The organism is Bradyrhizobium sp. 2S1, from assembly GCF_011516625.5.
Taxonomy (GTDB): Bacteria; Pseudomonadota; Alphaproteobacteria; order Rhizobiales; family Xanthobacteraceae; genus Bradyrhizobium; species Bradyrhizobium septentrionale.
Map to the genome: position 1 here is coordinate 8,990,988 of NZ_CP147717.1, position 12,964 is coordinate 9,003,951.

12 protein-coding genes and 1 pseudogene are annotated in these 12,964 nt (G+C 64.0%); 2 read left to right on the top strand and 11 right to left on the bottom strand.

The genetic code is table 11. The features are described from left to right. Positions 1-235: 235 nt before the first annotated feature. The 4 genes from HAP54_RS42995 to HAP54_RS43010 all read right to left on the bottom strand — a co-directional run bounded on the left by HAP54_RS42995 (position 236) and on the right by HAP54_RS43010 (position 4,577). A complete protein-coding gene (locus tag HAP54_RS42995) occupies positions 236-820 on the bottom strand; it encodes a DUF2199 domain-containing protein (protein WP_166297401.1) in 585 nt (194 codons plus the stop codon). A gap of 78 nt (positions 821-898) precedes the next feature. Beyond that, complete coding sequence (locus tag HAP54_RS43000) at positions 899-1,792, bottom strand: DMT family transporter (protein WP_312022776.1); 894 nt, start codon at positions 1,790-1,792, stop codon at positions 899-901. Between the two features lie 361 nt (positions 1,793-2,153). Next, positions 2,154-3,212 carry a phosphotransferase family protein gene (locus tag HAP54_RS43005; RefSeq protein WP_166297403.1) on the bottom strand — a complete coding sequence of 353 codons (1,059 nt, stop codon included), beginning with the start codon at positions 3,210-3,212 and terminating at the stop codon, positions 2,154-2,156. A 132-nt stretch (positions 3,213-3,344) separates the two neighbouring features. Further along, positions 3,345-4,577, bottom strand: a complete 1,233-nt coding sequence (locus tag HAP54_RS43010; RefSeq protein WP_166297405.1) for an acyl-CoA dehydrogenase family protein — start codon at positions 4,575-4,577, stop codon at positions 3,345-3,347. Positions 4,578-4,812: 235 nt separating this feature from the next. On the opposite strand from HAP54_RS43010, the gene HAP54_RS43015 reads away from it, so the two are divergent. Then, positions 4,813-5,502, top strand: a complete 690-nt coding sequence (locus tag HAP54_RS43015) for a TetR/AcrR family transcriptional regulator (RefSeq protein WP_166297407.1) — start codon at positions 4,813-4,815, stop codon at positions 5,500-5,502. 12 nt (positions 5,503-5,514) lie between these two features. On the opposite strand, the pseudogene HAP54_RS43020 reads toward HAP54_RS43015, so the two are convergent. Both HAP54_RS43020 and HAP54_RS43025 read right to left on the bottom strand, forming a co-directional pair. After that, positions 5,515-5,909 (bottom strand): annotated as a pseudogene (locus tag HAP54_RS43020) (RidA family protein). 242 nt (positions 5,910-6,151) lie between these two features. Then, positions 6,152-7,372, bottom strand: a complete 1,221-nt coding sequence (locus HAP54_RS43025; protein ID WP_166297409.1) for a CaiB/BaiF CoA transferase family protein — start codon at positions 7,370-7,372, stop codon at positions 6,152-6,154. 288 nt (positions 7,373-7,660) lie between these two features. On the opposite strand from HAP54_RS43025, the gene HAP54_RS43030 reads away from it, so the two are divergent. Further along, the gene (locus HAP54_RS43030; RefSeq protein ID WP_166297411.1) at positions 7,661-7,915 is read left to right on the top strand and encodes a hypothetical protein; all 255 of its coding nucleotides are present in this window, start codon (positions 7,661-7,663) and stop codon (positions 7,913-7,915) included. A 244-nt stretch (positions 7,916-8,159) separates the two neighbouring features. Here HAP54_RS43030 and HAP54_RS43035 read toward each other — a convergent pair whose 3' ends face one another. The 5 genes from HAP54_RS43035 to HAP54_RS43055 all read right to left on the bottom strand — a co-directional run bounded on the left by HAP54_RS43035 (position 8,160) and on the right by HAP54_RS43055 (position 12,955). Continuing rightward, a complete protein-coding gene (locus HAP54_RS43035; protein WP_166297413.1) occupies positions 8,160-8,558 on the bottom strand; it encodes a hypothetical protein in 399 nt (132 codons plus the stop codon). Positions 8,559-8,801: 243 nt separating this feature from the next. Continuing rightward, positions 8,802-9,008, bottom strand: coding sequence for a (2Fe-2S)-binding protein (locus HAP54_RS43040; RefSeq protein WP_166306989.1), 207 nt, complete (start codon positions 9,006-9,008; stop codon positions 8,802-8,804). 29 nt (positions 9,009-9,037) lie between these two features. Beyond that, positions 9,038-9,238 carry an amidohydrolase gene (locus HAP54_RS43045; protein WP_224741542.1) on the bottom strand — a complete coding sequence of 67 codons (201 nt, stop codon included), beginning with the start codon at positions 9,236-9,238 and terminating at the stop codon, positions 9,038-9,040. Next, positions 9,235-9,996, bottom strand: coding sequence for an amidohydrolase family protein (locus tag HAP54_RS43050; RefSeq protein WP_224741541.1), 762 nt, complete (start codon positions 9,994-9,996; stop codon positions 9,235-9,237). Before HAP54_RS43050 ends, HAP54_RS43045 begins: the two co-directional genes overlap by 4 nt. A gap of 295 nt (positions 9,997-10,291) precedes the next feature. After that, positions 10,292-12,955: a nitrate reductase gene (locus HAP54_RS43055; RefSeq protein ID WP_166297415.1), complete on the bottom strand. Its 2,664-nt coding sequence runs from the start codon at positions 12,953-12,955 to the stop codon at positions 10,292-10,294. Positions 12,956-12,964: the final 9 nt, after the last annotated feature.

Here is a 12,964-nt window from a genome sequence, read left to right on the forward strand (position 1 = left end):
CATGCGGGAACAGTTCCCCCGGGTATCGCTTCCGCCTTCGCTCTACGAGCTACGGCGGACAAGCCGCTCACCCGGGGCTACGGACTGGAAGGAAGCTTTGCAGAGCGGTCTCGGGTTAGATTCGTGGGATGGGTAGAGCGAAGCGAAACCCATCACCTCGTTTCCGCGGCGCCATGATGGGTATCGCTTCGCTCCACCCATCCTACGGACGACTACGTCGTAACAAACGAAACGGTCAATCCGTCAAGGACCGACGGATGTCATGTCCGTTGATTGCGTAAATCTCGAGTACCCGGTCAAAGGTGACTCCGAGCCTTTGCTCGACCGCCAATGGGTGTTCAGTCGGTTCCAACTCGATCTTTGGCCGTTGACGACCGCTCTTGAGATGTACCCTGCATTTGAGATTCAGCGTCTCGGGATAGCCTTGCAGGCAGTTCGAGAACCACCCGAACCACGGCCCCATGCCGTCCTGCCCGCCACTGTCGAAGCTCGCGACATACCGTTCGAAATTCTCGCGCGACAGCGTCGTCCACACGCCGAAGCCGAACCGCTTGTTGTCACTGCCGATGATCGGCAGTTCCAGCACGGAGCGCACGAAGAAGTGCTCACCCTCGAGCACGCAGAAGTCCTCCGAGAGAAAATCACCGTCGAGATCGAGGGCGCTATTGGGGGCCAATTCCTCCGGTCCGGGAAATTGCGCCGGCTTTCCGCATGCGAGATCAAAGATCCCATGGTGCTCATCCCCGCATGAATTGCAGCGCCAGGGCCGTTCCCACAGGCGTCGCCAACGAGGGTCATTGGACAAATCAAGGTCTGGCATGGTGAAGTCCTACCTCTGGTAGAACGAGCACGCAAGTTGCCCATGATGGGTTGAGCTCTTGCGAAACCCACCCTACGTCTACGGATGGATCATAGCCCATCCGGCGGCAGGCCCGGTCCGGTCGCGGCCGGGCGAAGCTTGTCGCGCTTGCGCTCGCGGTAGAAGGCATAGAGGCCGGAGGCGACGATGATCGCGGCGCCGGCGAGCATTTGGACGTCGGGCTTGTGGCCGAAGGCGAGATAGCCAAGCAGCATCGCCCACAACAGCGCGGAGTAACGGAACGGCGCCACCGCCGAGATATCGCCGGTGCGCAGCGACACGATGATGCATTGATAGCCGATCAGGATCAGCACCGGCGAACACCAGCAGGCCGAGCGCGTGGCCGGACGGCGGACGCCAGCCACCGAGCGGCACCAGCACGACGGCGCCCGCCGTCGTCACCGTCACCGTCACCGTCGTGAGCAGCGTGATGAACACCGTCGGCAAATGTTTCGGGATACGGCGCGTCGCGAGATCGCGCACCGCGCAGAACCCGACCGACGCGAGTGCCAGTAGTGCAGCCTGGCTAAAGCCCTCCGCCCCCGGCCGGACGATCACCAGCACGCCGATGAAGCCGGCGGCGATCGCAAGCCAGCGCCGCCAGCCGACCGGCTCGCCGAACACCAGCGCCGCGCCGAGCGTGATGACCAGCGGCAGCGCCTGAAAGATCGCCGACGCGTTGGCGAGCGGGATCTGCGCGATCGCCGAAAGATAGGTCAGCGTGCCGCCGATCTCGCCCATGACGCGCAATCCAACCGGCCAGATCAACAGCGTGGCAAAACTGCGCAGCGCGTCGCGGTACCAGGCGAGCGCTGCGACCAGCACCATCGCGACCAGGCCGCGAACCAGCAGGATCTCCCCGATGTTGAGCTCTGCCGCCACCGCCTTGGTGATGGTGTCATTGGCCGTGAAGCTGGCCATGGCCGCAGCCATGAACAGGCTGCCGCGAAGATTCGGGGAAAGGGGCAAGATGAAAGCGTCCGATCAGGACCGAGGCGGGAGCGTTGACCGGACTGACTTGCCAAAGCGGCGCGGTGAACTCAAGTCACAGATGGCTACAATGCGGAAACATGCCGCAGCTCGCAGAAGCGGCGCGATCTTGCTCCCTCGCCCCGCTCTCGCGGGGAGAGGGTTGGGGTGAGGGGCTGCCTCGGCAAACTCCGTGAAAGACGAACTCGCGGAGAGTCCCCCTCACCCGGATCGCATTTTGCGATGCGATCCGACCTCTCCCCGCAAGCGGGGCGAGGTTAAGAGAAGAGCGGCGCGAGCCTTTAAGGATCGCGCCGCGTTCGTATCAGGTTGCGCCGGCCTTCTGCGCGTATTCCCATGACGCCTGCGACAGCGGCACGGTGCGCTTGGCCGACTCGAGGGCCTTGGCATTTGCGGCGGTGCCGTCGCGGACCCGACCCGCGATGCCCTGCGTGATGCCGGCGAGGCGGAACAGATTGTAGGAGAAGTACCAGTTCAGATCCGGCACAGCCATGCCGGTGACGTCGCAGTAGATCTGCGCGGCCTCGTCCTGGCTCGGAATGGTCAACGCCTTGAGGTCGGCATTGGCGAGGCCCGGCATGGTCCACTGCATCAACAGATAGGTGAAGTCGGCCATGGGATCGCCGAGCGTCGACAATTCCCAGTCGAGCACCGCCTGCACCCGCGGCTCGGTGGCATGGAAGATCATGTTGTCGAGGCGATAGTCGCCGTGCACGACCGAGACGCGCTTCTGCTCCGGCACGGTCTTCGGCAGCCACTCCGCGAGCTTCTCGAATTCGGGAATGTGCTGCGTCTCGGAGGCGCGGTACTGCTTGGTCCAGCGGTCGACCTGGCGCGCAAAATAATTGCCGGGCTTGCCGAAATCGCCGAGGCCGATCTTTTCGGGATCGAGCATGTGCAGCTTCGCCAGCGTCTCGATCTTGCTGGTGAAGATCTTGCGGCGCGCGTCGCCCTCCTGGCTCGGCAGCGTCGGATCCCAGAACACCCGCCCCTCCTCCATCGACATGATGTAGAAGGCCGAGCCGATCACCGCGTCGTCGGTGCACAGCGCGTAGGCTTTCGCGACCGGGAAATTCTGCTTGCCGAGTGCGGCGATGACGCGGAACTCTCGATCCACCGCATGCGCCGACGGCAACAATTTACCGAACGGACGGCGGCGCATCACGTAGTTGCGGCCGGGGGTTTCGAGCTTGTAGGTCGGGTTCGACTGGCCACCCTTGAACTGCAGGACTGTCAAAGGTCCCTGAAAGCCCTCGACGTGCTCCTGCATCCAGGCCGCGAGGTTCGCCTCGTTGATGCGATGGCGTTCCTCGACTTCCCTTGTGCCGGAAAATTCTTCGTCTTTCCTGACGCCGTCCGCCACGATGACGCTCCCTCAACTTCGTTCTCGGCAGCGCCGTTGGGCGCTGCCGCGATCAGGCCGGTCGGCCAGCCTGATCTCTTTTTTCATTCTGAGCACGATATCAGCGCGAACGCCATGCGTTCCGGATCATGCTCAGTGCGACGTGTTTGCATACTTCCGAAGTTCAAGTCTGGCAATGGCGCGATTGTGCACCTCGTCCGGACCGTCGGCCAGCCGCAGCGTACGGATATGGGCATAGTCCTTGGCGAGCCCGGCCTCGTCGGAGACGCCGCCGCCGCCATACGCCTGGATCGCGTTGTCGATGATCCTCAGTGCCATATTCGGTGCGGTGACCTTGATCATCGCGATCTCGGCCTGCGCGGTCTTGTTGCCGACCTTGTCCATCATGTCGGCGGCCTTGAGGCACAGCAGGCGATTCATCTCGATGTCGGCGCGGGCCTCGCCGATGCGCTGCTCCCAGACCGAATGCTCGATGATCTTCTTGCCGAACGCGGTGCGTGAGGCGAGCCGCTTCACCATCTTCTCCAGCGCCTCCTCGGCCTTGCCGATGGTGCGCATGCAGTGATGGATGCGGCCCGGGCCGAGACGGCCCTGCGCGATCTCGAAGCCGCGGCCCTCGCCGAGCAGGATGTTTTCCTTCGGCACGCGGACGTTTTCGAGCAGCACCTGGGCGTGGCCGTGCGGCGCATCGTCGAAGCCGAACACCGGCAGCATCTTCTCGACCTTGATGCCGGGGGTGTCGAGTGGCACCAGGATCTGCGACTGCTGCTGATGCTTGGCGGCGTTGAAATCGGTCTTGCCCATCAGGATCGCGATCTTGCAGCGGGGATCGCCGACGCCCGACGACCACCATTTGCGGCCGTTGATGACGTAGTGATCGCCGTCCTTCTCGATCCGGGTCTCGATGTTGGTGGCGTCAGACGAAGCAACCGCCGGCTCGGTCATCAGGAAGGCGGAACGGATCTCGCCGTCCATCAACGGGCGCAGCCATTTGCGCTTCTGCTCCCTGGTGCCGTAGCGGATGAACACTTCCATGTTACCGGTATCGGGGGCGGAGCAGTTGAACACTTCCGACGCCCAGGAAATGCGGCCCATCTCTTCCGAGAGCAGCGCGTATTCGAGATTGCTCAATCCCGCGCCATGGAATTCATCGTCCTCATGCGAGGACGGCGGCATGAACATGTTCCAGAGGCCTTCGGCCTTCGCCTTCTTCTTCAGGTCCTCGAGGATCGGGATCACCTTCCAGCGCGGGCCTTCGGCGTCCTGCTTGTCATAGATCGGCACCGCGGGGCGGACATGCGCCTTCATGAAAGCCTGAACGCGCTCGAGCCATTCCTTCTGCCTGGCCGACATCGTGAAATCCATGGGACGCTCCTCGTTTTTTCCTAGACTTTGGGCCGCACTGTCCACCCGGCATCCGCAGGCCGCAAGGGCATTCGCTGATACGGCGGTGGTGGTGTGCCAGAATGCCGCCCGCATTGTTGCGGATTGACATTTCCGGCCATTCAAACGATAGTTTCATACAAATGTTTGAAATGCAACTCCCTGTCGTCTTCGTCATTCCCCGGCACACCGCGGAATAGCGGAAAGGCTCAAGGCCATGGCCAGCGATCAGACCCGATCCGCCATTCTCGCCGCCGCCGAGCGGCTCTATGCCGACCGCGGCTTCGGCGACGTCACGCTGCGCGACATCGTCGCGGAGGCGAACGTCAACCTCGCGGCGGTGAACTATCATTTCGGTTCCAAGGACGAGTTGATCGCGGAGCTGTTCGTCACCCGCAGCATCCAGACCAACCGCGAGCGCCTCAATGAATTGAAGGCCGCGGAGGAAAAAGGCGGCGGCCGCGCCTCGATCGAGGACATCATGCGCGCCCTGGTCGGCCCGCCCCTGCGCGGCTGCCTCGGGCCGGATCGCGAGGGCTCGACCGCGGCGCGCTTCATGATCCGCGCCTCGATCGAATCCGTGCCGCCGATCCGCCGCATCAAGAATCGCGAGGTCGATCATTTGCGCAAGTTCGCCGCCGCGATGCGCCGCGCGATGCCTGGACGCGACGACACCGAGCTCTATTGGGGCCTGCACTTCGCGCTCGCGATGGCGCATCACACCATTCGCGAGAAGGAACGCCTGCTGCGGCTGTCGGAAGGCAAATGCGACCTCGACGACGTCCGCGCCATCATCGATCGCGTGGTCACGGTCTCGGTGATGGCGCTGACGATGGGCGACGTGCCGGCGAAGCCGGCGGCGCGGCCGGTCGTGGTGCACGGCCGGCTGACGCGGCAGGATCTGTGAACCGCGGCGCCCTCACAGCATCGCGATGCAGTCGACCTCGACGTCGAACGGCCCGGTCCATTCCGGGATGCAGACGAAAATCCGCGCCGGCGGTTCGTGCGGGAAATACTTTGCGTAGACCGCGTTGAACGTGGTGAAGTGCTTGGCCGACGTGCAGAACACGTTGCACTTCATCACATTATCGAGCGTGGCGCCGACAGCCTCGAGGCACTGCTTGAGCTGTGCCATGACCAGCTCGCTCTGCCGCTCGATCGAGGCCCGGCGGCGAACTCGCCGGTTGCGGGATCGAACGGCGGCAGGCCGGACACGAAGATCATGTTGCCGGCCCGGGTGACCGGCGAGGCCGGCGCCTTCCAGCGCTCGAGCCAGCTCGAGATCGGTTCGACGCGAACGACTTCCCGTTTCATGATTGGCACCTTCGACAAGGGATCGATGGCGCCAAACTAGCAGGTCCATGTCAATAATGCTTCGATGCCGGTCGAAGTGTTATCGCCGACCAAACGGCCCTCTCCCCGTCATCCTGAGGAGCGCGTAGCGCGTCTCGAAGGATGCACGGCCACCAGCCGGGCCGTCGTGCTTCGAGACGCGGCGCCAGCGCCGCTCCTCAGCATGACGGGATAGATATACCCGGCGTGGCTTCAGTCCCGGCCTACAGAATCCCCTGTGCCTTCAGGCCTTCGACCCTGGCGTCGTCATAGCCGATGGTCGCCAGCACGTCCTTGGTGTCGGCGCCGAGCAGCGGCGGGGCGCGGTAGTCGGTGATCGGCGTGCCCGAGAAGGTCAGCGCATTGCGGATCAGCGACAGGTTCGGCTCATAGGGATGGTCCACCTCGACCCGCATGCCGCGCGACTGCACGTGCGGATCGCTGAACACCTGCTCGAAATTGTTGATCGGGCCCGACGGCACACCGGCCTCCTCGAGCTTTTCGAGCCAGTACGCGACCGGCTTCTTCAGAAACAGGCCCGCGAAGATCGCCATGATCTCCTTGCCGTGCACGACGCGGTCGTTGTTCTTGACGAAGCGCTTGTCGTTGGCGAGCTCGAGCACGGCGCAGGTGCGCTGGAACTGGCCGTCATTGCCGACCACCAGCATCAACAACTCGCCGTCGGTGCAGCGGAACACGCCGGCCGGCATGCCGCCATTGCCCCAGGTGCCGCGGCGCGGCGGCATCTTGCCGTTGACGAGGTAGATCTGCAGCCAGTGCGACAGCGATGCGATCACGGTGTCGAACAGGCAAACGTCGATGTGCTGCCCTTCGCCGTTGTTGGCGTCGCGATGGTAGAGCGCCGAGAGAATCCCGATCGCGGTATTCATGCCGGTCATGTAGTCGACGATCGAGGGGCCGACCTTCATCGGGCCCTCGCCGGGCTCGCCGTCGATATGGCCGGTGACGCTCATCAGCCCGCCCATCGCCTGCAGGATGGCGTCATAGCCGGCGCGCGGCGCGTAAGGTCCGGTCTGGCCGAAGCCGGTGACCGAGCAATAGATGATGCCGGGGTTGAGCTGCTTGATGGTCTCGTAGTCGAGGCCGTAGCGCTTGAGATCGCCGACCTTGTAGTTCTCCATCATCACGTCGGCCGTTTTGGCGAGCTCGCGGATGATCGCCTGGCCTTCAGGCTTGGCGATGTTGACCGTGACCGACTTCTTGTTGCGGTTGGCGCAGAGGTAGAACGAGTTGTTGTTGTTCTGCTTGCCTTCGGGATCGGCGAGATAGGGCGGGCCAAAGGCGCGGGCGTCGTCGCCGCCGCCGGGCCGCTCGATCTTGATCACTTCGGCGCCGAGATCCGCCAGCATCTGGGCCGACAGCGGGCCCGCGAGCACCCGCGTCAAATCGAGAATCTTGATGCCCGAGAGTGGCAAAGCCGACATGAAGCATTCCTCCGATATCTTGCAAAATCTTGATTATCTGGCGCCGGACGGTGTCCTGAGCGCGCCAAGGCTTGGGCGGCCAAGGCTTGCCGATACACCATTTTGGTGCGGCGAGCACTGCATTGTCGGCATGAAGCCATCCGTCCGCGGCCTATGTGCGGCGCACCGGCGGTATTTGGCCGGAACCGGCCGGCCCCTACCCCGATTGCCGCCACGCGAAATTGTGAAAGCGGCCGACACCGATTTGCCGCAGCGCCAGCGGCATTTTTTCGCGACGAGGAGGATGACATGCGGACGATCACGACGACGGGGCTCGTTCTGACCGTGATTGCGGTCGCCATGCCGGCGGCGGACGCGCGCGGCCACGGGTCCGGCCATGGCGGCAGGTTCGCGATGCACGGCATGCACATGAGCGGTACCAGTGGCGCCGGCGGTTTTGCCGACGACAAGCGCCGCGGCAACGACACCTACACCAAGGCGGCGTCCGACGAGGAGGACCACCTGCTCAACAGTAAGCTGAAGAGCATCTGCCGCGGCTGCTAAAGCGCGTAGACATAAATCCGCGATGTCCGCTTCTCCTCCGGCAGCGCCGCAGGAGCGGACAACGCATAAGGCCGAAATGGGCCAGCAGGAGACACGCCGGCCAACGGTCTTTGTCTGCCGCCGACGTCAATGCTCACGGTCGTCTCGCCGCTCGCTATGAACACTCAAGCACCCGCGGGCACGATACAGGTTGCGGCCGCCCCGCGACCGTTCGTTGCCCAGACTTCGACGCCGCCGCTGGCGATCACCAGCGATAATAGCCATACCCGCGATAGTACCCAGGGCCGTAGGCGTATGCGGGGCGAATAAAGCGCCGGTACGCGGGACGAGCATAGTAAGAGCGGTATCCGCCGTAGTATGCGGGGGCGTAGCCGTAGTTGTAGTATGCCGGGGCATAGCCGCCGTAATACGCGGGGGCGTAACCCCCGTAATAGCCATAACCCGGTCCGCCGTAGTAGCCGTAACCTGGGCCATAGGCGTAGGCGCTGGAGGCTATGCCACCAACCACCGCCGCTCCGATTAGTCCGGCCGCGAGTCCAGCACCCCAGCCACCACCACGCCACGCTTGGGCTGGTGATGGGGCCACCAAGGCAGAGACACCGATGGTGGCAGCGGTCACTAACGCCAATGCTGCTTTGTTCATTTCCGAAGCCTCCGTTGTTCCCGGAACTTCAACCGACAATCCAGCGATAGTTTCCTCCGACCGCCGTTGGCGGAACGGTTTCCGTGAAATTTAATACTGATGAACGGTTTGGGAAAGCAAAACCACGGTGCCCAACGTCCGTGTCGGTTCAAGACCGGAAGCACTCAAGGTGAGCATGACGAGCCCGCTTCTGGTCGATAGCGCCCCAATTTCAGTGTTTGCGTTTCGCCCTGGCGCGGAAACTCAGGACGCGATCGCCTGCCGCGGCTGCGCGGTTGCGCCGATCAGCTTGCCGATCTCGGGCTTGCAGCCGCCGCAATTGGTGCCGGCCTTCAGGCTGCGACCGATTGCCTCGACGCTGTTGGCGCCCTCCTTGATCTCGGCGGTGATCTGGTGCCGACCGACGCTGAAGCTGGAGCGGACATCGCATAAGGCCGAAATGGGCCAGATGCGGACTCATGCATCGCAGCAAGCCTGGTTCACGTCCAGCGAAGCCGCGCCAGGATCGCGCGGCCCATGATCCAGTCCTTGTCGCTTTCGGTGAGGAACGGAAGCTCCTCTGTGAATTCCGTCACGCGCTGCCGGTAGGTGGCCCGGGCGAATGAATTGGTTAGATCGGTTCCCCAGTGGCAGCGCTCCGGGCCGTAGGCGTCGAACAGGCGGTGGATATGCGGGGTCACGTCACGGAATGGAATGGATAAGGCTCAGTCGAAACCAGCGGTACCGACGACAACTTCACCGACACATTCGCATATTTTGCGAGCGCGACCGCCTGGGCAATAGCTTCCGGCACCGTGTTGTTTCTCGCGGATTCCGATGAATCAGGACGAGGGCGCAGGCCCGCGCCGACGCCCATGTGGTCGATGATGAGCGTAAGTTGCGGGTGTCGCTCGGCGATGCGGGCGAACAGCGATGTCTGGCCCGACGTGAGAAACATCACAGGCAGGCGGGCCTTCTCCGCCGCCGGCCAGAACCAGTCCGCGGTTCCGTCCGTCAGCCACGCCGCTTCGCCGGGGCCGAAGTTCAACCTCACGCCCAGCACGCCGGGCTGGTCGCGCCAAGTCGCAAGCCGTGCCGCGCGGTCGGGCTTGTCGAGGGCTACACGCGCCATGATGGCGAAGCGGCCCGGGTACCGTTTGACCGCCTCTTGGGCATAGTCGATACGCTCGCCTTCGAGCGACACCGGCGGAACGATGACGACGCGATCGACGCCAGCCTCGTCCATCAGCGGGATTATTCGCTCGATGGTGAAGGGCTCCGGAAGCTGCGGTTTGGCACCGGGGAGCCAGGGTCTTTCCGGAGTGCTTGCCGGCCACAGGTGAACCTGCGAATCGACGATCCGTCGCTTTTGTTGCGCGACTGTTGCCGCGGCGTGCTGCATTGACAGCGCGACACCGGTGGCGACGGTGCCGGTCAGAAAACTACGGCGTGAAGGCATGTGACGTCCTTCCTGCTTTATTATTGTTGTCACGACATGATGGTGATCGACACGGCGCCCCTGAGCAGGGATCACACAAATTGGCTCGCAATATTGAGGATCACATCAGGCAATTGCGACCATAGAAATAGGCTTCAAGGTCAATTTGCGCCGCAACAATCCTGAACCGCGCATGTCTCAGTTGGGTAAAGACCGGAAGCACTCAAGGTAAGCATGACGAGTCCGCTTCTGGGCGGATAGCGCCCCAATTGCACTGCTTGCGTTTCGTCCTGCCGCGGCTGCGAGGCGCGGAAACTTACGACGCGATCGCCTGCCGCGGCTGCGCGGTTGCGCCGATCAGCTTGCCGATCTCTGGCTTGCAGCCGCCGCAATTGGTGCCGGCTTTCAGGCAGCGGCCGATCGCCTCGACGCTGTTGGCGCCCTTCTTGATCTCGGCGGTGATCTGGTGCCCACCGACGCTGAAGCAGGAGCAGACGATCGGGCCGACATCCTCCCCGGCGCCGAACGGCCGTCCCGCGAGCAGCGCCATCCGCGCGTTCGCCGAGAGCTGCTGTTCCGCAAACAACCCGGTCAGCCACGCCCGCGACGGCAGCGTGTGGTCGGGCGCGATGAACACGCAGCCATCGAGCCGGCCGTCGCGCACCGCCGCGTAGCGGAACCGTCCCACGGCAGGATCGCGATAGGCGACCCATTCGATCTCGACGCCGTCGAGGCCAAGTTGCACGCGCGCCCAGTCGCGCCAGCTCTCCGGGCGGGCGTCGAGCGCGAGTTCCAACCGCCAGCAGTCGCCCGCCTTGCCATGAACCCAGTAGCCGGCTTGCGGACGCTTGATCGGATTGCGGCTCAGGATGAAGGCATGCCATTTCGGTGCGTAGGGATCGGCCTTCACCGGCGTGTGCTTGGATTCCGGCTGACCGGACACCGGATCGACGGCGGGATTGACCAGTGCGTTGACGCGGCCCTCGCCGGCAAATTCCTCATTCCAGTGCATCGGCACGAACACGCAGCCACGGCGCTGGTCGGCGCTGACCACGACGCGCGCGATCATCTCGCCCCAGCTGCTGGTCAGCCGCGTCAGCCCTTCGTTTTCCAGGCCGGCCAGCCGCGCATCCTCGGGATGGAATTCGGCATAGGGCTCGAAGACATGCGACAGCAGCCGCCCGGTTTTCCCGGTCCGGGTCATGGTGTGCCACTGGTCTCTGATACGGCCGGTGTTGAGCACCAGCGGATAGTCGCGGCTGGTCGCATGGCGCGCCGCGCGGGGGGCAATCGGAATGAAGCGCGCCTTGCGATCGGGCGTGAAGAAATTCGGCGTCTCGAACATCCGCGCCGTGCCGTCCGGACGATCTGATGTCACCGGCCATTGCACCGGCGCCAGCGCCTCATAGGCTTGGTCGTCGAGCGACGACAGCGCCGAGATGTCGAAATCACGCCGTCCATCGTTCTCATAGCCGGACAGTTCGGCATGCTCGCGGAACACGGCGGCAACGTCAGGATAATCGAAGCCGGAATATCCCATGCGTTGCGCAACGTCGCAGACGATGCGCCAGTCCGCACGCGCTTCCCCCGGCGCGGGCAGGAACGGCCGTTGCCGTGAAATCCTGCGCTCGGAATTGGTGACGGTGCCGTCCTTCTCGCCCCACGCCAGCGCCGGCAGCAGCACGTCGGCATGGCGCGTAGTGTCGGTATCGCGCATGCAGTCAGACACCACGACAAGCTCGCAGGCGTCGAGCGCGGCGCGCGCGCGGTCGGCATCCGGCAGGCTCACCACCGGATTGGTCGACATGATCCACACCGCCTTGATGCGGCCGTCGGCGATGGCGTCGAACATGTCGACCGCCTTCAGCCCGCCCTTCTCCGCCATCACCGGCGCGCGCCAGAACCGCTGCACGAGATCGCGATGCGCAGGGTTCTCGAGTTCCATATGCGCGGCGAGCTGGTTGGCGAGCCCGCCAACCTCGCGGCCGCCCATCGCGTTAGGCTGACCGGTCAGCGAGAACGGCCCCATGCCGGGACGGCCGATGCGTCCCGTCAGCAGATGGCAATTGATGATGGCATTGACCTTATCGACGCCGCTCGACGACTGGTTGACGCCTTGCGAATAGAGCGTGACGACACGCTCGGTCTTCGTGAACCAGTCGAAGAACAACCCGACCGCGCCTTCGCTCAGCCCGCAGGTTGCCGCGGTCTGCGCCACGGTCTGGCCGGCGACCTGCTTGAGGGCGTCGACCACGCCCGTGGTCGAACTGCCGACAAAGCCGCGATCGACCGCATTGCTGCCGGCGAGGAACGCAAACAGCCCGTTGAACAGCACGGAATCGCTGCCCGAGCGCAGCGGCAGATGCAGATCGGCGCCCTCGCAGGTCGCGGTGCGGCGCGGATCGATCACGACGATCTTGCAGGCCGGGTTCTTCTCCTTCGCTGCCAGCATGCGCTGATGCAGAATCGGATGGCACCAGGCGGCATTGGAGCCGACCAGCACCAAAAGGTCCGCCTGCTCGAGATCCTCGTAGCAGCCGGGCACGGTGTCGCTGCCGAAGGCGCGCTTGTGCCCGGCCACGCTGGAGGCCATGCACAGCCGCGAATTGGTGTCGATATTGGCGGTGCCGACAAAGCCCTTGGCGAGCTTGTTGACGACGTAATAGTCTTCGGTCAGGAGCTGGCCGGAGACATAGAACGCCACCGCGTCGGGTCCGTACTCCCTGATGATCCGGCCAAAACCATCGGCGACGCGATCGAGCGCGTCGTCCCACGCAACGGGCGCGCCGTCGACGACAGGCGCGAGCAGACGCCCGTCGAGATCGATGGTCTCGGCGAGTGCCGAGCCCTTGCTGCAAAGCCGGCCGAAATTGGCTGGATGCTGCTTGTCTCCTTCGACCTGGATGGTGCCCGCCGCGTCCTTGGACGCGACGACGCCACAGCCGACGCCACAATAGGGACACGTGGTCTTGACGGGCATGCCTGGCCC

What these genes read in the sequence shown, in the direction of transcription:
- HAP54_RS43010 (WP_166297405.1), bottom strand. Translation starts at nt 4,577, where the DNA reads ATGGATTTCACGATGTCGGCCAGGCAGAAGGAATGGCTCGAGCGCGTT.
- HAP54_RS43055 (WP_166297415.1), bottom strand. Translation starts at nt 12,955, where the DNA reads ATGCCCGTCAAGACCACGTGTCCCTATTGTGGCGTCGGCTGTGGCGTC.
- HAP54_RS43030 (WP_166297411.1), top strand. Translation starts at nt 7,661, where the DNA reads ATGCGGACGATCACGACGACGGGGCTCGTTCTGACCGTGATTGCGGTC.
- HAP54_RS43000 (WP_312022776.1), bottom strand. Translation starts at nt 1,792, where the DNA reads ATGGCTGCGGCCATGGCCAGCTTCACGGCCAATGACACCATCACCAAG.
- HAP54_RS43035 (WP_166297413.1), bottom strand. Translation starts at nt 8,558, where the DNA reads ATGAACAAAGCAGCATTGGCGTTAGTGACCGCTGCCACCATCGGTGTC.
- HAP54_RS43015 (WP_166297407.1), top strand. Translation starts at nt 4,813, where the DNA reads ATGGCCAGCGATCAGACCCGATCCGCCATTCTCGCCGCCGCCGAGCGG.
- HAP54_RS43025 (WP_166297409.1), bottom strand. Translation starts at nt 7,372, where the DNA reads ATGTCGGCTTTGCCACTCTCGGGCATCAAGATTCTCGATTTGACGCGG.
- HAP54_RS43050 (WP_224741541.1), bottom strand. Translation starts at nt 9,996, where the DNA reads ATGCCTTCACGCCGTAGTTTTCTGACCGGCACCGTCGCCACCGGTGTC.
- HAP54_RS42995 (WP_166297401.1), bottom strand. Translation starts at nt 820, where the DNA reads ATGCCAGACCTTGATTTGTCCAATGACCCTCGTTGGCGACGCCTGTGG.